The 20,385-nt window shown below is 71.9% G+C and carries 14 protein-coding genes and 1 pseudogene; 7 read left to right on the top strand and 8 right to left on the bottom strand.

Annotated features, from left to right (window positions below; genetic code table 11):
• The first annotated feature begins 68 nt into the window (after positions 1-68).
• Positions 69-1,262 (top strand): right-handed parallel beta-helix repeat-containing protein, encoded by a 1,194-nt coding sequence (locus tag OG272_RS04710; protein ID WP_327731085.1) that lies wholly within the window; start codon positions 69-71, stop codon positions 1,260-1,262.
• A gap of 56 nt (positions 1,263-1,318) precedes the next feature.
• Here the strand turns inward: OG272_RS04710 and OG272_RS04705 are convergent, their stop codons facing one another.
• Positions 1,319-1,900 (bottom strand): TetR/AcrR family transcriptional regulator, encoded by a 582-nt coding sequence (locus OG272_RS04705; protein ID WP_326584820.1) that lies wholly within the window; start codon positions 1,898-1,900, stop codon positions 1,319-1,321.
• Positions 1,901-2,111: 211 nt separating this feature from the next.
• Here OG272_RS04705 and OG272_RS04700 point away from each other — a divergent pair, with 211 nt between their 5' ends.
• The 5 genes from OG272_RS04700 (at position 2,112) to OG272_RS04680 (ending at position 7,382) form a co-directional block, all read left to right on the top strand.
• Positions 2,112-2,678: a 2Fe-2S iron-sulfur cluster-binding protein gene (locus OG272_RS04700; protein ID WP_326584821.1), complete on the top strand. Its 567-nt coding sequence runs from the start codon at positions 2,112-2,114 to the stop codon at positions 2,676-2,678.
• Positions 2,675-3,667 carry a xanthine dehydrogenase family protein subunit M gene (locus OG272_RS04695; protein WP_327731087.1) on the top strand — a complete coding sequence of 331 codons (993 nt, stop codon included), beginning with the start codon at positions 2,675-2,677 and terminating at the stop codon, positions 3,665-3,667. The genes OG272_RS04700 and OG272_RS04695 overlap by 4 nt, the downstream gene beginning before the upstream one ends.
• A complete protein-coding gene (locus tag OG272_RS04690) occupies positions 3,664-5,784 on the top strand; it encodes a xanthine dehydrogenase family protein molybdopterin-binding subunit (protein ID WP_327731088.1) in 2,121 nt (706 codons plus the stop codon). Before OG272_RS04695 ends, OG272_RS04690 begins: the two co-directional genes overlap by 4 nt.
• Positions 5,777-6,958, top strand: coding sequence for an XdhC family protein (locus OG272_RS04685; protein ID WP_405892616.1), 1,182 nt, complete (start codon positions 5,777-5,779; stop codon positions 6,956-6,958). The genes OG272_RS04690 and OG272_RS04685 overlap by 8 nt, the downstream gene beginning before the upstream one ends.
• Positions 6,959-7,028: 70 nt before the next feature.
• Positions 7,029-7,382: a hypothetical protein gene (locus tag OG272_RS04680; RefSeq protein WP_326584825.1), complete on the top strand. Its 354-nt coding sequence runs from the start codon at positions 7,029-7,031 to the stop codon at positions 7,380-7,382.
• On the opposite strand, the gene OG272_RS04675 is transcribed toward OG272_RS04680, so the two are convergent.
• Positions 7,326-8,735: an RICIN domain-containing protein gene (locus tag OG272_RS04675; protein WP_327731090.1), complete on the bottom strand. Its 1,410-nt coding sequence runs from the start codon at positions 8,733-8,735 to the stop codon at positions 7,326-7,328. The two genes, OG272_RS04680 and OG272_RS04675, sit on opposite strands and share 57 nt — an antisense overlap.
• Positions 8,736-8,954: 219 nt before the next feature.
• Between OG272_RS04675 and OG272_RS04670 the strand changes: the two genes are divergently transcribed.
• Positions 8,955-9,962, top strand: a complete 1,008-nt coding sequence (locus OG272_RS04670; RefSeq protein ID WP_327731091.1) for a peptidoglycan-binding protein — start codon at positions 8,955-8,957, stop codon at positions 9,960-9,962.
• Between the two features lie 3,789 nt (positions 9,963-13,751).
• Here the strand turns inward: OG272_RS04670 and OG272_RS04665 are convergent.
• From OG272_RS04665 to OG272_RS04640, 6 genes and pseudogenes are all read right to left on the bottom strand, one after another.
• Positions 13,752-14,566, bottom strand: a pseudogene (locus tag OG272_RS04665) (cyclic nucleotide-binding domain-containing protein); the annotation flags it as partial.
• A gap of 155 nt (positions 14,567-14,721) precedes the next feature.
• The gene (locus tag OG272_RS04660; protein ID WP_327731092.1) at positions 14,722-15,981 is read right to left on the bottom strand and encodes an enolase C-terminal domain-like protein; all 1,260 of its coding nucleotides are present in this window, start codon (positions 15,979-15,981) and stop codon (positions 14,722-14,724) included.
• Positions 15,982-16,057: 76 nt separating this feature from the next.
• Entirely contained in the window at positions 16,058-16,966 is a 909-nt protein-coding gene (locus OG272_RS04655; protein ID WP_405892614.1) for a 5-dehydro-4-deoxyglucarate dehydratase, read from the bottom strand.
• A gap of 26 nt (positions 16,967-16,992) precedes the next feature.
• A complete protein-coding gene (locus tag OG272_RS04650) occupies positions 16,993-17,946 on the bottom strand; it encodes a carbohydrate ABC transporter permease (RefSeq protein ID WP_326584831.1) in 954 nt (317 codons plus the stop codon).
• Positions 17,943-18,872, bottom strand: a complete 930-nt coding sequence (locus OG272_RS04645; protein WP_327731094.1) for a sugar ABC transporter permease — start codon at positions 18,870-18,872, stop codon at positions 17,943-17,945. The genes OG272_RS04650 and OG272_RS04645 overlap by 4 nt, the downstream gene beginning before the upstream one ends.
• The gene (locus OG272_RS04640; protein WP_405892613.1) at positions 18,869-20,194 is read right to left on the bottom strand and encodes an extracellular solute-binding protein; all 1,326 of its coding nucleotides are present in this window, start codon (positions 20,192-20,194) and stop codon (positions 18,869-18,871) included. The genes OG272_RS04645 and OG272_RS04640 overlap by 4 nt, the downstream gene beginning before the upstream one ends.
• Positions 20,195-20,385 lie beyond the last annotated feature (191 nt).

Below are 20,385 nucleotides of genomic sequence, written 5' to 3'. Positions count from 1 at the left end.
TGCTCGGGACAAGCCCCTAGCTTCCCAGATGGAAAGCGCTTTCCCTTCGGCTGCCCGGGAGACGAACCATGCGTCCACAGCGATTCACCGCGTGCGTAGGCCTGTTGAGCGTCCTGGCCGGCGGACTCCTCGCCCTGTCCGCCCCCGCCGCGCACGCCGCCACCAGCCTCTATGTGGCGACCAACGGCAGCGACAGCAACGCCGGCACGCTGGCTGCCCCGCTGCGGACCGTCCAGCGCGCGGTGGATCTGGCGCAGGCGGGCGACTCGATCCTCATCCGGGGCGGAACCTACGCGCCCACCGCGAATATCCAGCTGCTCAAGAGCGGTACGGCGAGTCAGCCGATCAGGATGGGCAACTACAACGGCGAGCGGGTCGTCATCGACGGCGAGGGGATGCCGTACACACCCGGCGCGGTGGGTTCCAGCATCCCCCGGGCCCAGCGGGGCGCGATCCACATCGAGGGGGAGTACTGGCGGCTGAGCGGGCTGGAGATCGTCAACGGGCCGTACGGGATCTTCGGCGTGGACACCAGCGGCAATGTCTTCGAGCGGCTGGTCACGCGGAACAACTACGAGTCCGGCGTGCACATCCAGGGCGCGTCGAGCGCCAACCAGTTCATCAATCTGGACAGCCACGGCAACCGGGACCCGCGCAAGAACGGCGAGAGCGCCGACGGCCTGGCGATCAAGGAAGGCTCCGGGACGGGCAACGTGGTGCGTGGCGCCCGGCTGTGGAACAACGCCGACGACGGGCTGGACTTCTGGGAGTTCCTCTCCCCGGTGACGGTCGAGGGGAGCCTCGCGTACGGGAACGGCTACAACCGCTGGAACCTGCCCGACTACACGGGTGACGGCAACGGCTTCAAGCTCGGCGGCGGCGGTGACGAGGACCTGCCCGCGGCGCACGTCGTGCGCAACAGCATGGCGTGGGACAACTCGGCCGGCGGGTTCATCGACAACGCCAACCCCGGTGCGCTGGTGGCCGAGCGCTGCACGGCGTGGCGCAACAAGGGCACCGGATTCGACTTCGCCGACGCCGACGGCACACTCACGAAGAACCTCGCGGTGGCCAACGGCACGAACGTCTCACTGGGCTCGAACTCCGGCGGCAGCGGCAACTCCTGGAACCTCGGCGGCACCTGGTCCTTCGCGAGCACCGACGCGGCCACGATCACCGGGGCCAGGGCGGCCGACGGGTCGATCCCGGCCTCGGCCTTCCTGCGGCCCGCGAACGGTGCGGACGTGGGGGCGCGGCTCTGACGGAGGCCGACCCCTGGCACGGCCCGTGCGCCGCCCGGCCGGACCGGGCGGCGCACTCACGTCCCGGTGAGCGGTGCCCTGGTGCGCAGGCCGTCCATCACGAGGTCGAGGAGGCGGGCGGCGCGCGCCTGCCAGTCCTGGGGGTCGATCTGCCAGAGGCCGGCTATCGCGAGGAAGAAGTCGTCCGGGGTGACTCCGGGGCGGACGGTTCCGGCTTTCTCGCCCGCGCGGAGCAGGAGCTCGGCGGCTTCGGCCACCGGGCCGTGACCCGGCTTGTCCGGGCGGTCGGGGCCGCAGGTGGCCTGGCGGATCGCGTCCGCGAGGCCCGCCTTGGTCATGGCGAAGCGGGCGAGGTGGTCCATCCACTCGCGCAGCGCCCGGTCGGGTTCACGGGTGGCCAGCAACTCGGCGGCGGAGTCGGCGACCTGTTGCATCTCGTGCCGGTAGACCTCCAGGACGAGGGCCTCCCGGCTCGGGAAATGGCGGTAGAACGTGCCCTGTCCCACGCACGCCTTCCTGGCGATCCTGCTCAGCGGTGTGTCCGCCGAGCGCGTCAACTCGATCAGCGCGACCGCCAGGATCCGTTCACGGTTCCGCTGGGCGTCCGAGCGCAGAGAGGCGTCCTTCTTCTGCCGCACGCGTCCTCCTCAGGGATCCGTGGCCGAAACCCGTTCTTGTTAACCGGACAACTGTCCGTTACGTTTTCCCGGAGAGGACAGCTGTCCGGTTGCTTCATCGTAGCGTCGGCACGACCGGCCCCGGCACCCCAGCTGTCCCGCATTCCCGATTCGACCGCCTGCCGGAGCGAGTCCCTTCGACATGCCCCGGATACGCGAAAGAAGGCTGATCATGTCCCCAGCCACCTCATCGACGTACAGCGCCATCACGTTGAACATCAACGGCGAGAAGCACACGCTCTCCGTCGACCACCGCACCACCCTGCTCGACGCCCTGCGCGAGCGACTCGACATGACCGGCACCAAGAAGGGCTGCGACCAGGGGCAGTGCGGTGCCTGCACCGTCCTGGTCGACGGCCGCCGCAACGTCTCCTGTCTGCAGTTGGCGGTGGCGGCCGAGGGGCGCGAGATCACCACCATCGAGGGCGTCGCCGACGGGGACGAACTGCACCCGGTGCAGCAGGCGTTCCTCGATCTGGACGGCTTCCAGTGCGGCTACTGCACCCCGGGCCAGATCTGTTCCGCCATCGCGGTCATCGAGGAGCATGCGGCGGGCTGGCCCAGCGCGGTCACCGACGACGTCCGTCCCGAGGCGGGCCCGCCCCCTCTCGGCGCCGACGAGATCCGGGAGCGGATGAGCGGCAACCTGTGCCGCTGCGGCGCCTACGTGTCGATCGTCGAAGCCGTCGCCCGCGCCGCCGCCGACAGCACAGCGAAGGCCAAGGAGGCCGTGGCGTGAAGGAGTTCGACTACCAGCGGGCGTACGACGTCTCCGGCGCGGTGGCCCTCCTCGGCGCCGACCCCGAGGCCCGCTTCCTCGGCGGCGGCACCAACCTCGTCGACCTGATGAAGACCGGCGTGGAGCGGCCCGCCCGCCTGGTCGACGTCCGTGAACTCCCGCTCGACGGGATCGAGTCGACCGAGGACGGCGGACTGCGGATCGGCGCCACCGTCACCAACAGCGACCTCGCCGCCCACCCCGACGTCCGCCGCCGCTACCCGGCGCTGACCCAGGCGGTCCTGGCCGGCGCCTCCGGGCAGCTGCGGAACATGGCCACCGTCGGCGGCAACCTCCTCCAGCGCACCCGCTGCGGCTACTTCGCCGACGTCACCAAGCCCTGCAACAAGCGGATCCCCGGCAGCGGCTGCCCCGCGATCGAGGGTGAGCACCACAACCACGCGATCCTGGGCGCCTCCGGGCACTGTGTCGCCACCCACCCCTCCGACATGGGCGTGGCGCTGGCCGCCTTCGACGCCGTCGTGACGTACGAAACGGCCGACGGCCCCGGCGAGTCGCCGCTCGCCGACTTCTACCTTCCGGTCGGAGACACCCCGCACCTCGAGACCGCCCTGCCACCGGGCGCCCTGATCACCGGCGTCGTCCTGCCGCCCGCCCCGGTCGCCGCCCGCTCCCGCTACCGCAAGGTCCGCGAGCGCGCCTCATACGCCTTCGCCATCGGCTCCGTCGCCGCCGCGCTCGACGTCCGGGACGGCGTCGTACGGGACGCGCGGCTGGCCTTCGGGGCGGTCGCGTCCCGGCCGTGGCGGGCGTACGCGGCGGAGCGGGTGCTGACCGGGGCGCCGGCCGACGCCGAGACCTTCGCGGCCGCCGCCGACGCCGAACTGGCCGAAGCCCGGCCGCTGCCGCACAACGGATACAAGGTGACGCTGATGCGCAACCTCGTGGTGGCCGTCCTGTCCGAACTCACCGAGGAGGCCACCCGATGACCACCGCCCCCACGGCGCACAAGGGCGCCGTCGGCACCGCGCACACCCGCGTCGAGGGCCGCGACAAGGTCACCGGAGCGGCCCGCTACGCCGGGGAGGTCCCGTTCACCGGACTCGTTCACGGCTGGCTGGCGCTGTCGACCGTGGCACGCGGCCGGATCCGCGCGATCGAGAGCGCCGACGTGCTCGCGATGCCGGGCGTGCTCGCCGTCCTGACCCACGAGAACGCCCCGCGCGTGGCGACCGACTACACGGGTCTCATGGGGATGACACCGGATCCGACCATCACCGTCTTCCAACACGACCGGGTGCCGCACCTGGGCTGGCCGGTGGCGCTGGTCGTCGCCGAGACCTCCGAGCAGGCCAGGGAGGCCGCCGAGGCGCTGGTGGTGCACTACGAGCAGGAGCCGCACGACATCGACTTCGCCGCCGAGCACCCGGAGGCGTACGACGCGGGCGGCTTCGGCCCGGCGGTCACCGGGAAGGGCGACCTGGAGGCCGAACTCGCCGCGTCCGCCGTCGTCCTGGACGCCGAGTACACCACCCCCGAGGAACACCACAACCCGATGGAGCCCCACGCGGTGACGGTGCGCTGGGACGCGGGCCGGCTCGACGTCGTCGACTCCAACCAGGGCACCATGTGGGTCGCGGGCGAACTCGCCAACCTGTTCTCCCTCGACCCCGCCTCGGTGCGGGTGCGTTCCGAGCACGTCGGCGGCGGCTTCGGCAGCAAGGGCGTCCGCGCGCACCAGGTCGCCGCGGTCATGGCCGCGACCGTCCTCCAGCGCCCCGTCCGGGTGGTCATGACCCGGCGCCAGATGTTCTCCCTGGCGGGTTACCGCAGCCCCACCACCCAGCGGGTCCGGCTCGGCGCCGATCCCGACGGACGGCTGCGCGCGCTGGAGCACCGCTCCCAGTGCCTCAGCTCGACCGTCCACGAGTTCGTCGAGCCGGCCGCCGGACCGGCCCGCGTGATGTACGACGCGGACGCCCACCACACGGCCAACCGGGTCGTACGGCTCGACGTGCCGACACCGACGTTCATGCGTGCGCCGGGTGAGGCACCGGGGTCGTTCGCGCTGGAGTCGGCCTTCGACGAACTCGCCGAGAAGCTGGGCATCGACCCGATCGAGCTGCGGGCCCGTAACGAGCCGGAGCGGGGCCCCGTCTCCGGCTTGCCGTTCGGCAGCCGCAATCTGCACGCCTGCTTCCGTGAGGGCGCCCGCCGGTTCGGCTGGGCCGACCGCGACCCGCGCCCCGGCCTGCGGCGCGAGGGCCGCTGGCTGCTCGGCACCGGCACGGCGGCGGCCTCCTTCGGCGCGGGAGCCGCTCCGTCCACGGCGTCCCTGACGGCCGAGGCCGACGGCTCCTTCACCGTGCGGATCAACGCGGCGGACATCGGGACCGGAGCGCGCACCGCGCTCACCCTGGTCGCCGCCGACGCGCTGGAGGTGGCACCGGAGCGGGTCCGGGTGCGGATCGGCGACAGCGACTTCGGACCGGCCATGATCGCCGGCGGCTCCATGGGCACCCGCTCCTGGGCCTGGGCGGTCACGGCCGCCGGCACCGAGCTGAGGGAACGGCTCGCCCTGGGCGACGGCATCCCCCCGGAGGGCATCACCGTCCGCTCCGACACCACCGCCGCCATCGGCGCCCTCGCCCAGCGGGAACGCCACTCCTACGGCGCCCAGTTCGCCGAGGTCGCCGTCGACCCCGCCACCGGCGAGGTACGCGTGCGCCGCATGCTCGGTATCTTCGCGGCGGGCAGGATCGTCAACCCCCTCACCGCCCGCAGCCAGTTCATCGGCGGTATGACCTGGGGCATCTCGATGGCCCTCCACGAGGAGGCGGTACGCGACCAGGCCTCCGGCGGCCACTACGGAGCCGACCTCGCCGGCTACCACGTGGCCGCGCACGCCGACGTGCCCGCCATCGAGGCCGACTGGGTGGACGACCCCGACCCCGAGGACCCCGTCGGCATCAAGGGCATCGGCGAGATCGGCATCGTGGGCGCGGCGGCCGCCGTCGCCAACGCGGTCTGGCACGCCACCGGCGTACGCCACCGCCACCTGCCCATCCGACCCGACCGCGTCCTGATGGCGGGCCGGGATGCTTGACCTGGCCACCGAGCTGAGCGCCTGGGCCGGGGAGGGCCGGGACTTCGCCGTCGCCACCGTCGTGGCGGTGAGCGGCAGCGCCCCGCGCGGCCCGGGCGCGGCCCTCGCCGTCGACAGCGCGGGCACGGCCATCGGCTCGGTCTCCGGAGGATGCGTCGAGGGCGCGGTGTACGAGCTGTGCCAACAGGCCCTGGCGGACGGCGAGACCGTGCTCCGGCGCTTCGGCTACAGCGACGAGGACGCCTTCGCCGTCGGCCTGACCTGCGGCGGCGTCATCGACGTCCTGGTCACCCCCGTCACCGCCGGGTCACCGGCCCGAGCGGTGCTGCACACCGCCCTGTCGGCCGCCGCCGAGGGTGAGCCGACGGCTGTCGCCCGCGTCGTCCGGGGCCCGGCCGAACTCCTCGGACAGGTCCTGCTCGTACGCCCCGACGGGTCCTGCGAAGGCGGTCTCGGCGGGCATCCCGACCTGGACCGGACGGCCGCCGCCGAGGCCCGGGCCCTGCTGGACGGCGGACGTACGGGCACGATCGAGCTCTCGGCGAGCGGAGCGGGACGGGGGTCCCCCCGGACGGAGTCCGGGGGAGGATCGCACTGCCCCGGTGGGCTCACACTGCTGGTGGAGACGAGGGTGCCGCCACCCCGCATGATCGTGTTCGGCGCGATCGACTTCGCGGCGGCACTCGTACGCGCGGGCAAGTTCCTCGGCTATCACGTCACCGTGTGCGACGCCCGCCCGGTCTTCGCCACGCGGGCCCGTTTCCCGGGGGCCGACGACATCGTGGTGGACTGGCCGCACCGGTATCTGCGGCGCACCGAGACCGACGGTCGCACCGTCCTGTGTGTGCTCACCCACGACGCCAAGTTCGACATTCCCCTGCTGGACACGGCTCTGCGGATGCCGGTCGCGTTCGTGGGGGCGATGGGCTCCCGCCGCACGCACGCCGACCGCGACCGGCGGCTGCGTGAAGTCGGCCTCACCGATCGGGAGTTGGCCCGGCTCCGGTCCCCGATCGGGCTCGATCTGGGCGCCCGTACGCCCGAGGAGACCGCCCTGTCGATCGCGGCGGAGATCGTCGCGGCCCGGCGCGGCGGCACGGGTGTGCCGCTGACCGGTTCGGGGACGCCGATCCACCGGGACGCGGGGGAGCGGGGAGCCGTGGCGGCGGCCTGAGTACGTCGGACGGGCCGACTGAGTACGTGCTCGGATGCCCCGCACCCCCGGCCGCTGGTGCACTGTCGTCATGGACACGAACACCTCGCGCCCGAGGCCCCTCCGGAACGTCACCGCCACGGCCACCGCCACCGGTTCGGCCCTCGCGGTGGTGCTGCTGCCGTTGGTGATCGGCGCGTTGGTGGCCCGGTCGGCCGGCGCCGACCCGATGGCGTCGGTCAACGCCCTGATCGCGGGCGGCGGCGAGCGGGCGAAGCTGTCCCGGAACCAGCTGCCCGTCCTGCGGGGCATGCGCACGGCGCCCCGCAGGATGGGCGAGCGGCTGGCACGGCGACGGCCGACGGCCGGCCGCCTGTCGCGGCGACGGCTACTGGCCGGCCGTGAGGACGTACGTGTTGAGGTTCCCCACGGTGGTGAGCGGTGACGGCGAGCCCAGCTCGTAGCGGTCCACGGCGAGGTAGTTGGGCTTCTTGCGCGCGGCCGGGGTGCAGAAGTTCTGCGCGCGGTTGAGCAGCTTGGCGTTGTCCGTCTCGGCCGTGCCGCTGATCGTGTAGTCGCGGAAGTGGTTCATCACGAACAGCGGATGGAAGGCGGACGAGTCCGCGGTGAGCGGTCTGCTCGTGCCCCAGCGGCTGTAGCAGGACCAGTCGGAGCCGCCGAGCCCGCCGCCCATCGACCAGTAGTTCTCCACGGTCCACTCGCGCTGGTACATCACACCGAAGGTGTTCCGGGTGGTCTGGCCGGCGGAGACGTCGCTCGCCCGTGTGCGGTCGCTGAAGATCAGCAACTGCTTGCCCCGGGCGGCGAGATCGGCCATCGTCGGCCAGCCGCTCGTCGCCACACCCTCCTGGTCCGGCCGGTACAGCACGTCGGACAGACCGCTCACGGAGGCCAGCGACGACTTGAGTACGTCGGACGAGGTGTAGTCCTCCAGGAAGACGGTGACGACCTGACCCGGGTTGGCCTTGAGGAAGTCGACCATGCGCTGGAGGCCGGTGGCGAGCGGAACCGGGCTGCCGACCCCGTCGCAGCTGTTGTGACAGAGCATCGCCTGCCCCGACACGGTGTATGTGTCGAGCATGAACCCCCGTACGCCGTCGGTGAGTTGTCGGCTCACCCCCCGCGACTGGTTGGGGAAGAGGCTCACGGGGAACGAGGCGAAGTTACCGTCGACGCCGTTGGCGTAGGCGTTGTGCGAGGTGAGGAACGAGACCTGGTCGAGGGTGCGGGTGTCGGTGGACGGCATGGCCGACGTGGCGTAGGTGGCCGGCGTGAGGTACCAGCGGGCCTGGTCGCCGCTCGACCCGATCTGGACGAGGGAGGAGTCGGCGGAGGCGCCCGTCAGATACTGCGAGGTCCCGGGAACGCCGATCGTGTACGTGCTGTTCGCGGCCTCGGTGATCGTCCAGGTGGTGCCGTCCTCGCCGCAGGTCGTGGTCACCGCCGACGTGCCACTGCGCCCGAGGCAGATCCCCGACCCGTCGGCGTTCCGCAGCTGGTGGCCGCCGCCGACGGCGACCGGCGTCCACTGCTGATGGTCCTCGTTGCCCTTGGGATTGTGCGCGGCGACCGTACCGCCGCTGTCCGCCGCGTTGAGCCCGGTGACGGAGTTCTGCAGATACACCGAGTACGTCGGGACCGCCGCGGCTGCGGGGCCGGAGAGCGCGACGGGCGCGCCCAGGGCGAGCGCGGCGACCGCGCCCAGCGCGCGGGCGCGAGCACGGGCATGGGCGCGAGGGCGCGAACGGGGACGGGGATGGGGACGGGACAGGCTCACGGGGTTCCTTCCACTCCGGCACACCGGGTTGATGTCAGAGGCATGACACACCCGGTGCCGGGTCGCGCACCAGCCCCGGCGCATGAAGACATCATGAGCGGCAACCGGTCTTCTCCGGACGGAACTTGGCCGGGAAAGGTTTGAGATTCAAGCAAGTCTTGGGGATTCTGTGCAGAAGATCTGTTTGAACTCTGGAATCCGCTCGAAGAGAGACCACGCGTGAGTGAACCGACAGCCCCTGTCTGCCCGCAGTGCGGTACACCCCGGGCGACGGACGGCACTCCGGCCTGTTCCTGCGGCCGCCTCGCGTCGGAGGCTCATCGGGACACACGTGCGGCGCAGGCGGAGGCCGCGGAGGACTTCGACCCGGTACGCATACGGCCGTTCGTGAAGGTCGGCGACGAAAACGAGCCGGTCGACGCCGCCGCCAAGGCCCCCATGGACGAACCACGGCCCAGCACCTCGGATGACGACGACGCACCGACGGCGGCCCTCACCGAGCCGCACCACGCGCCGGCCGCTCCCTTCGACGCATCGGCTCCCTTCGGCGAAGAGCCTCCCCTCGACGCACGGCCTCTCCTCGACGAACACCCTCCCCTCGACGAACAGCCTCCGGACGACGGTGCCCGGGGCGGTCGGCGACGGCGCCGAGCGGCGTTGGCCACGGGGGCGGGGATCGCCGCCGCGGCCGTCCTGGTGACGGGAGGGATCATCGGCGGACTCTTCTCGTACGACGCTCCCTCGCGGGACGGCTCGGGCCCCGACGACGTCAGGGCGGGACTCCCGGAGGCGGCGGCCGGCGCGGAGGCGTCGTCATCGCCGGCGACCCCGTCCCGCACGGCCTCCACGGCATCCCCGTCCCGGACGACGTCCGCCTCGCCGGAGGCGACCCCGACCGAGAGCGGGGCCACCCCCACCCGCTCCGGCACCCCGACCAGGACCCCGTCCAACAGCGACGCCACCGCCACGGCGGCCCCCGCGCCGACCCGGTCCGACGGCCGGCCCCCCGTCCTCGGCCTCGGCGACCAGGGGGCGGAGGTCACCGAACTCCAGCTCCGTCTGACCCAGATCGGCTACTACAACGCCGACGCCGACGGCGACTACGACCGCGAGGTCCAGAGCGCGGTCCGCGGCTACCAGCTGACCCGTGTCCTCCTCGACGACGAGTCGGGCGTCTACGGCGAGGCGACGCGCGCCTCGCTCGAATCCGAGACATCGGAGCCGTGACGCCCTCCACCACCTCGGCCGCAGGGGCGCCGAGTTCGACGAGGTCGTGATGCGGCCCGCCATTCCCCGCGGAAGTCGGCCCGGTTCGGTCGCTCAGCCGGTCGCCAGGAGGTCGAGGTGGCGTCGGGCCTGTTCGGCCGTGCCGCTGTGCGGGAACTGTTCGGCGATCTGCTGCCAGATGTCGCGGGCGTGGTCGACGCCTTCGGGATCGTCGCGGGCTTCGAGGGCCTGGGCGAGGTGGGCCCACTCCTGGGCATGGCCCCCGGAGTGTTCGACGGCGTCCTGCAGGAGCTCGACCGCTTCGTCGAGGCGCCCCTGCCGGAAGGCGACCCAGCCGCACGCGTCCTCGCACACGGCCATCCGGGTCGGCTCCAGCACCCGGCGCGCACTCTTCAGCGCCCCCTCCGCCAACAGGCGCGCCTCGTCGAGCCGGATCCCCTGCTCGGCGTAGAACATGGCGAGCCGCGCGGTGAGAATGACCAATGCGGCCCGCAGCGGAGGCTCCTCGTCCGTGCCGCGGAACGCGGTCAGCCGGGCCGCGCAGGCGTCCTGGGCCTCGATGAGCTCCTGCTCCACCTCCCACGGCTGCTCACGCCCGGCGATCAGATGCGCGATCCACTCGTGGTGCCGGCCGGCGCCCGACTGCCGGGCCGTTCCGCCGATCGAGCGCAGCGCGACGATCGCGTCGTCGCAACGCCCCAGCAGATCGAGGACGTTGGCCAGCTCCTCGTGCATCCGGGCGTCCAGGTCCGCGCTCAGCGACGCCTCCCGCGTGGCGTCGACCAACTCCTCCCGCGCCCGCTCCAGGAGTTCCGCGCGTTCGTCACCCTGCGAGGTCTCCGCCTGCCCGCGATGGGTGACGGCCAGTTCGAGACGGGCCAGATCCCGTTGCTCCCCGGCCGGAAGGAGCTCGATCAACCGCAGCAGCGTCTGCTCGGCGAGGTCGTACTGGGCCCGGTGGTCGCGGTACAGCCGCGCCAGGGTGAAGCGGGGATACGCGTACAGGGGCGCCAGCTTCAACGCGTCCCGGCAGTCCCGCACGGCGTCGCTCGTCCGCCCCTGCCGGACGTACACCGCCGCGCGCCCCGCCAGGGCCCGGGCCCGCGTGGGCAGGTCCGGCGGCTCGGCGGACAGTTCCGTCAGCCTCTCCTGCCCCCGGCGCCCCGAGCGGTAGCGGGGGCAGACGGTCTTCGGCGGCCGGTCGAGGACGATGTCGTACTGCCCGACGGCCTCCCGGTAGCTCCCCGCGGCGAACTGCCGGTGTTCCGCGTCGGACAGGGAGTCACCGAGGGCCGCGTGCGCGTCACCCAGTTCGACGTGCCACTGCGGCGGCGTCTCCAGTCCGGCGGGCAGACCTTCGGTGACCGCCCGGGTCAGCTCCTCGACCGCCGTCGCCCAGTGGTGACGCTGTCGGTCGGAGGGCCGGATCAGTCCGGCGAGCGAGCCGTGCAGCAGCCCGATCTCCCGTGCGGCCAGCGAGACTTCGGGCACCGACGCCCCCGGTGCGCACCGCAGCGACTCGATCTCGGCCAGCGCCTCCCGCAGACCCACCTCGTCGAAGTGCTGCTCCGCCTCCCGGGCATGGGCCCAGGCCCGCGCCCAATCCAGGATGAAGGGCTTCCGGTCCGCGCCGTCCGCGCCGTCGGGCGAAGGCCAGTACGCGTTCACGATCCGCCGTACGTCCTCCCGGCCGGGCTCAAGGGCCAGCGCCATGCCCGCGAGGGCCCGGGCGGCGGTCCGGTTCTCCCGCCAGAACATCTGGTTGACGGCGAGCAGGAGCCAGGCCTCGGCGTCGTCGGGGTGTTGGTGCGCGGCGACGGTGAACAGGGCGGTGGCCAGCTCGTGCGTGCCGTCGACGTCCGGGGAGCCGGCCGCGAACAGGCCGACGTCCCGGACCGCCACATGATGGTTCTGCGGGTCCCGCTGGATCGCCTCCAGACACGCGAAGAGCGCGCCCTCGCTGTTGTGCTTCTGCAGCATGCGGCCCCGCAGCGCGTGCAGTTCGGCCATGTCGGGGGCCCAGCGGATGGCTGTACGAAGGTACCGGTCCGCCCTTTTGCGGGCGCGGCGCCCCGGCCCGTCGTCCGCGCCCCGGGCCAGCCGGAACCAGCATTCGGAGCGCATCGCGATCACATGGGCGATCCGCTCGGTCAACGGCTGTACCGCGGTCTCGTCACCGTCCTCGACCAGTCGGCGGGCCCGTTCGTCGATCAGATCCTGCTCGGTGCGATGGAAGAGGCGGAGAGCTTCACGGACCTTGCCGTCCGCCCGTGCCTCCGCGGCCTCCTGACCCGGCCCCGTCTTCCGTTGCAGTTCGGCCTCCTGCCGTAGCAGTGCCACCCCGAGCCAGTACGAGGCAAGCGCGCCGTCCATGGGATGGCCGCCGACGGACTGGCGCAGCGCGCTGTGGGCCGACTGGGCCGCCTGGTCAAGGAGTTCGGCCCGTTTCGGGGCGTCGACGTCCGGATGCTCGGCCTGTTCGAGGGCGGCTCTGGCCAGTTGGATACGGGCGGGGGCGAGGGTCGGGTCGAGGGCGACCGCCTTCTGCCACATCAGCGTGGCCGCGCTGCGCACCACGGCCGACGCCCGGAGCCCGATGTCGGTGCGGATGCGGCGCTGCTCGCGGTAGACGAGTCCGAGGTTGTGGTACGCGGCCGCGTAGCCGGGGCTGTGCGAGAGAGCCGCGCGGAAGTGCTCCTCCGCCGCGTCGAGATGGTGCAGCAGGCCTTCCCGCTGGAACCGCTGATAGCTCTCCAGACCGTCCACCAGACGCTGGAAACTGTCGACGTCGGCACCGGACTCGGCGGCCCCGGGCCGCTCCAGTTCGATGCGGTGGGCCACCTCCCGGGCGAGCGAGGCGCTGGCCCGGCGGACGTCGGCGCCGGCGATGTCGGTCTGCGCGGACCAGGTGCGTCCGCCGTGGCCGGACTGTGAGGCGACGACCCGCAGGACCCCGTCCGCCTCCACCAGCGAACCCTGAAGGGTGCGGCCGAACGCGCGCTCCACGAGGGTGAGCAGGGTGCCGACCTGGAGCTGGAGCGGGCCCAGGGCGACCGTGCCGAGCTCCGTCTCCTTGATGTCGCCGTGCAGCCCGGTCGCCGCGACGCCGGACTTGAACGGCACCCGCGCGGACGACCGCAGCACCATCTCGCCCCGCTCCCCGGCCGGGTTGAGCACATCGGCGGGCGTGATGAACGGCTCCTGTCTGACCAGCTCCGAGATCCGCTCGATCTCGCTGTGCAGCAAATCGGCGAAGCCCGCCGCGACCTTGTCCAGCTCGCCGACGTCGTCGCCGGCGACCAGGTTCTTGAACGAGAGGATCCGCACGGGCCGCGAACCGCGTCGGCTGACCGTCAGCAGGACCAGGACCACCGCCACGACGAGCGCGACCCACCCCGCCACGGACCACTTCCCGGAGAATTCGTCGACCACGCCCGTCACGGCGAGCACGGCCAGCGCGGCGGCGAGCGGCAGGAAGAACGCGCTGGCACTGAGCGCGGCCCTGAGGAGCCGGGCGATCCGCCGCCCCCGGCGCGCCCCCGTCGGTGGCCACGACCACGCGACGCGGCCGGTCTCCCGGACGAGATGTTTGAGAGAGGGCATGACCCCGCGCCCTTCTTCCGGCGCCCACTGTCCGCCACCCCTCCTCGTTCCAGCCTGCGCCCGGAACCCCGCGGTGGCAATTCCGGGCCCGGCCAACACGCGCGGCAGGCGGAGGGGATGCCGGAGCCGCCGACCGTGCGGGCCCGCCGCCCCCTCTGTCAGACCCGGTCCGCGGCGATCAGCAGGTACTGGAAACACCGTCTGGGTGAGGGAGAGTTCGTACTCACGCGGCGCGAGGTCGTAGTCGACGAAGCCGCCCGGCAGTGTCAACTCGCCCACGTGCCCGGCCTCCAGGGGCACGTCGGCCTCGCCCTTGCGGTTCACGGGCTTGCGCTGCTGCTCGGTGAACGCGTCGAACTGGGCCGCCAGGGACGGTGTGCGCTCCACGAACGCCATCAGCACGTCCCAGTTGAGCGCCAGCACCACACCCGCGGTGTCGGCCCGCACCGAGCTGAGCCACAGCGGGTCGGCGTGGCCGATGGCCTCGTCGCCCAGACCGTCACCGTCACTGATGACGCCGAGGACCTCCTCCTCGCCGTACTTGCCGATGGTGTACCGCGTGAACCGGCCGTGTACCACGAGATACGCCTCGGTCACCGGCTGTCCTGCGTCCACCAGCACCTGGCCGGCGCGTACCTCCCGCACCCGGAACCGGGAGGAGATCTCCCGCAGGGCCGCGACGTCCAAGTAGCCGCGCAGCGCGAGGAGTTCGGTGAGCGTCTCCGGGATGACCCTGACGTCGTCGGCGCCGTTCTGGTCGAACTGCACCCGGCCCCGGCCGATGCGCAGCTGGAGACGGCGGTTGACTCGGTAGGTGCCGCCCTTGACGTCCACCCACGGCAGCGTCCTGAGCAGCCACCGGGAGGTGATGGCCTGCACGTGCGGTTCGGACTTGTGGTGGTCGTCGCGAGCTGCCGCGCGGCCCGGGTACTGAGGCTGGTGAACTGCCGTTCGTCGGCGGGCTCCGGTGCGCTTTCGGAGGAGCTTACGGGGGCGGTCACATTCCCTCCCGATCGGTGAGCGGAGGTGCGTGGACGTACGGGGCGCGGAGCAGAAGGAGGGCAGAAGAACAGAAGGAGGGCAGAAGGGCGGACGGCGTATGGCGCCGCCGCGCGAAAGAGGGGCCGCCCGAAGGCGGCCCCTGATCAGCGGTGATTCACCAGCGCGGCAGTCTCGGCTCGTACCCCGGCTGGATCCGGCGCATGTACCCGGTGTCGTCCCGGGAGCGCATGCCGGAGTCGACGTAGCGCCGGTGCAGCCGGTCGAGGGCGTCGTGGTCCAGCTCCACGCCCAGCCCGGGCCCGGTGGGCACCGCGACCTCCCCGTCCCGGAACTCCAGCACGCCGGGGACGATCACGTCGTCCGCCGAGTTCCACGGGTAGTGCGTGTCGCAGGAGTGGTCGAGGTTGGGGATGGCCGCCGCGACATGGGTCATCGCGGCCAGGCTGATGCCCAGGTGCGAGTTGGAGTGCATGGACAGGGCGAGCCCGAACGCCTCGCAGACGGCGGCCAGTTCACGGGTGCGGCGCAGACCACCCCAGTAGTGGTGGTCGGTGAGCAGCACCTGGATCGCGTTCCGCTCGACGGCCGGCTTCAGGTGCTCCCAGGCGACCACGCACATGTTGGTGGCGAGCGGCATCGGCGACTCCTTCGCCACCTCCGCCATACCGGGGATGGTCGCGGTCGGGTCCTCCAGGTACTCCAGTACGCCGTCCAGCCGGCGGGCGACGTACGTCGAGGTCTCCACGGTCCAGGCCGTGTTGGGGTCCAGCCGGAGCGGTTGCCCGGGGAACGCCTCGGCGAGCGCCTCGATCGCGGCGATCTCCTCGTCCGGCGCGAAGACACCTCCCTTGAGCTTGAACGAGCGGAAGCCGTACCGCTGTCGCATCAGCCGGGCCTGCTCGACGACACCGGCCGGGTCCAGGGCCTCGCCCCAGTCGTCCCCGACCGCCGGGCGGCCGTCGAGGGCGGGGTGTTCGGCCCATTTGTAGAAGAGGTACGCGGCGAAGGGCACGGAGTCGCGGACCCGGCCGCCGAGCAGATCACTGACCGGGCGGCCGAGCAGCTTGCCCTGTGCGTCGAGGCAGGCCACCTCGACCGCCGAGGTGGTCCAGCCGCGCTCGTGGGAACTGGGCACGGTCGGCAGCAGGGCGGCGTCGATCGCGGCCGCGACGGCGGTCGTGTCGAAGACGTCCAGGCCGACGACCGCCTTCGCGGCGGCGTCGAGCCGTTCCAGGCGGACGGTGCCGCCCGTGGACTCGCCGAGCCCCACCGTGCCGTCCTCCAGGACGAGTTGGAGGATCGTCCGCAGCGCGAGCGGCTCGTGGACGCCGCCCGAGTTGAGCAGCGGCGGGTCGCGGAAGGCGATCGGGGTGACGATCAGCTCCCGGATCCGGGTCCCCGGTGTGCCGGTCATGTGCCCATCCCCTTGAGGCCGTGAAGGTCGGGGCCGTGGGGGTTGCCAGCGGGCGGACGGCCCGGCTGTTTCGGCGTCACGCGCCCACCACCTCCAGTCCGTGGTCGATCAGCTTCGCCAGCCGGGCGAGGTGCTCCGGGGCCGGATCGATCAGCGGCGCCCGTACGCCGCCGACATCCAGGCCGCGCAGGGTCACCCCGGCCTTGACCAGCGCCACGGCGTATCCGGGAACCTCGTCGCGCAGTTCGACCAGCGGGCCGTAGAACTCGTCGAGGAGCGTGGCGACCAGCGTCTCGTCGCCCTCGGCGAGCGCCCGGTGGAAGGTGAGGGCGATCTCGGGGGCGAAGGCGAACACCGCGGAGGAGTACAGGCCGACGCCGATGCCCTGGTAGGCGGGCGCGGTCATCTCGGCGGTGGGCAGGCCGTTGAAGAACTGGAAGCCCTCCGTGCCCGGCACGGCCCGTACCGCGCGGACGATGCGGTGCATCCGCTCGATGTCCCCGATGCCGTCCTTGAGGCCGACTACGCGGGGCAGGGCGGCGATCTCGGCGGCGGTGTCCGCGGTGAGGCGGGCGGTGCCGCGCTGGTAGAAGATCACTGGCAGGCCGGTGGCCGCCGTGACCTCCGCGACGTAGCGCACCAGGCCCTGTTGTGGCGCGCTCACCAGGTACGGCGGCAGCAGCAGGATGCCGTCGGCACCGGCGCGTTCGAGCCGGGCGGCCTGGTCGCGGGCGACCGGGGGCGGGCCCCCGGCGGCGGCCAGGACGGGGACCCGCCCGGCCGTCGTCGCCACGGCGACCCGTGCGGCCCGCTCGATCTCCTCGGACGTCAGCGCGTGGAACTCACCGGTGCCGCAGGCGACGAACACGCCCCCGGCACCGGCCGCGACCCCGGCCTCGATGTGCTGTGCGAGCCGTTCCTCGTCCAGCGAACCGTCCGAGGCGAACGGCGTGACCGGAAAGAACAGCACTCCTTGGAACTTCATGTCTCCCTCAAACGTGGGGGGTTGGCTCAGCCCTTGGTGGCCCCGGCGGCGATGCCGGTGACCAACGAGCGCTGGAGGAGCAGGTAGACGACGAGGCTGGGCACCAGGGCGATGACCGCGCCGGCGAGGACGACACCCGAGCCGACCTCGGGGTCGGTGCGCAGGATGGAGAGGGCCACGGTGACCGTGTAGTCGGTCGGGTCCTTCGCGGCGATCAGCGGCAGCAGGTACTGGTCCCAGATCATGATGAAGCCGAGGACCCCGGCCACGCCGAGCGCGGGCTTGCACAGCGGCAGGACGACCTGCCACAGCATCCGCAGCTCGCCGACGCCGTCGAGACGGGCGGCCTCCTCGATCTCGCCGGGGATGTCCTTCATGAACTCGGTCAGCAGCATCACCGAGAAACCCCAGGCACCGAGCGGCAGGATGACGCCCCAGACGGTGCCCTTCAGGTCGATGCCGACCACCGGGACATGCCCGAGGACCAGGGACAGCGGGATGGCGATGACCTCCTCGGGGAGCATCATCGTCAGCATGAACAGCGTCATGACGATCGCCTGGCCGCGGAACCGGTGCCGGGCCAGCGCGTACGCGGCGAGCACGCACACCACGAGCTGCAGGAGCAGTCCGCCACCCGCTATGACGAGCGAGTTGGTGAAGTAGTCCCAGATGCCGCGCTCCCCGGCCACCCGGAAGTTGAGCAGCGTGCTGTCGTGGGGGAGGAAGGTCAGCGACGAGCCGCTGGGGTGGGTGGTGAGGGCGCCGGAGACGATGGTCAGGAAGGGCACGGCGAAGATGCCGAGCGCTGTCGCGCACAGCAGGATCCGCAGGGCCCACGAGACACCGGGCCGGTCGTTCCAGCCGAGCGCGGTGTCGAAGCGGGCAGGAGTCGTCCGGGCCTGCTTGCCGGTTCTCCCGGACGACGTGACGGCCTCGTCGGACGACGGCGTCCGGACGGGGTCGAGGGCGGGTGCGCTCATCGCACGTCTCCCTTCGTGCGGAAGTGGTTGACGGAGACGGTGAGCAGCAGCGTCACCGCGAGCAGGACGACGGAGGCCGCCGACGCGCCGCCGATGTCGTTGCGGGTGAAGCCGAGGGTGTAGGCGCGGGTCATCCACACCTCGGTGGACCCGGCGGGACCGCCGCCGGTGAGGACGTACACCTCGGTGAAGACGCGCAGACCACGGATGGCGGCCAGGGTGAGGACGATCCCGATGGCGGGGCGGATCGCCGGCAGGGTCACGTACCGCAGCCGCTGCCACAGCGAGACGCCGTCCATCGCGGCCGCCTCGTACAACGTGCGGTCCACGCCCGCGAGTCCGGCGAGGATGATCACCATGTTGTAGGGGGCGGTCATCCAGATGCCCATGACCATCGTCGCCCAGAGCGCGGTGTCCGGGTTGTCGAGGAACGGTGTCGGGCCGAGGCCGAGGAGCCCGAGGGCGCCGTTCACGAGGCCGTCGGAGGTCGGGTAGTACATCAGCCGCCACAGCTCACCGACCACGGCGGTCGCGGTGACGACCGGCAGGAAGACGGCCGTACGGATGATCTTCAGCGAGCGGGCCTGGCCTTCGAGGAGCAGGGCCAGGAGGAAGCCGACGACGATCGCGCCGAGCGACTGCCCGACGCCGAGGAGGAGGGTGTGGCCGACCGCGTCCTGGAAGCGGTGGTCGGTCAGGACCCGGGTGTAGTTGTCGAGGCCGACCCACTGGTCGCCGAGGAACGGCCGTACGTCGAAGAAGCTGAGCCAGATGCCCTTGCCCATCGGCAGGAACTTGAAGACGAGGGCGAGCAGCAGACCGGGGGCCAGGAACAGCCAGGGGAGGACGGCCTTTTTGGAGAGGGCCCGCCTGGCGTGCGCTCCGCGCCGGTCCGGCGCGAGGGTGGTCGCGGTGGTCGCGGTCATTTCAACAGGTCCTGGTCCTTGAGGTCACCGGCGAGGGTGTCGTTGAGTTCCTTGAGACTGGAGCCGACGTCACTGCCGCAGTACGTGAAGACCGCGTTGAGGGCGTCGGCGGTGTCCTGCTTGATCGGCGCGAAGTCGGGTGCGTTGGGGAACTGCTCGGAGGCGTCCTCGTACGCCTTCTGCACCACGCTCCAGCGCGGGTCGTCCCGCACCCGGGCCGCGTCGAGCGTTGCGTTGACGGGGATGCGGACCACGGGCTGGTTCTCGCCCGTCATGGCGAGCTTCTGGCCCTCGGGGGAGATCAGGAAGGCGGCGAGGGCCTGTTCCTGCCCGGTCTTGCCGGTCCTGGCGCCGAAGTAGACGTTCTCGCCGTCGGCCAGCACGGTGGACCCGGCCGGGCCCGCGGGGAAGGGGACGACCTCGTACGTGTCCTTGCCGGGCGTCGCGTCGTAGGTGGCGATGTTGTAGGGGCCGGTGAGGTACATCCCGGCGTTGCCGTCCTGGAAGTTGGTGGCGGTGCCGGTGACGGCGCTGATGGCGCCGGGCTGGATGACACCGTTGTCACCGCAGAAGAGTTTGTCCTTCATCCAGGTGACGGTGCGCACGGCGGCGGCCGAGTCCATGGCGGGGCGGTAGCCCCGGCCCTCGGGTTCGATGATCTTCGCGCCGCCGGACCAGAGGAAGCTGGCGCCCCACCAGGCGGCGTAGCCGTTCTGGGCGCTGCCCGGCACGACCATGCCGTAGGTGTCCTTCTTGCCGTCGCCGTCCGGGTCGCGCTCGGCGAAGGCCTTCGCGACGCCGATCATCTCCGCCCAGGTCGTGGGCGCCCGGAGCCCGAGCTTCTTCAGCCAGTCCGTGCGGATCATCAGGGTCTGGGCCTGGCGGGAGTACGGGATGCCGTAGTGCTCGCCGTCGATGCCCACGGTGGAGGCCCAGGTCTTGTCGGTGATCTGGTCGTGGCCCTCGATCGCGGCCGGATCGACGGGCTCGAGCAGGCCCTGGCTCTGGTAGCTGCCCATCAGTGCCGTGTCGTTGATCATCACGTCGGGGAGGTCCTTGGTGGACGCCCGGCTCTGGAGCTGCTGGTCGAAGTTGATGACCGGCTGGTAGTCGATCTTGATGCCGGTCTTCTTCGTGAAGGCGGCGAACACCCGCTCGTACGTGGCGGCCGGGTCCGGGTTGCTCCGGGTCCAGACCTCCAGCGTGTTCGGGTCACCGCTCCCGGCGCTGTCGGACCCCGGTCCGCAGGCCGCGGCCCCGAACGCGAGCCCCGCGACGGTGATGATGGCGGCCAGGCGGCGACTTCGTCGGCGAACGCCCATGGGCACACTCCGTTGTTCCTCCGGGCCGTCCGCCCGGCTGTTCATATCCGTGAACTCGCTTCACGAATCTAAATGATCGGCCAAGCTACGGAGCGTTTCGTTTGCATGTCAAGACATGGGTAGGAGATTTCACCGGCACCACACCTGGAGCTTGCGGGATCCTGTGGCACGCCGGGGAACATGAGATGGGG

The organism is Streptomyces sp. NBC_00104 (assembly GCF_045160825.1).
In the GTDB taxonomy this organism is placed as follows: Bacteria; Actinomycetota; Actinomycetes; order Streptomycetales; family Streptomycetaceae; genus Streptomyces.
Note: the sequence above shows the minus strand (reverse complement) of the source record. Positions and strands in the feature narration are given on the sequence as shown.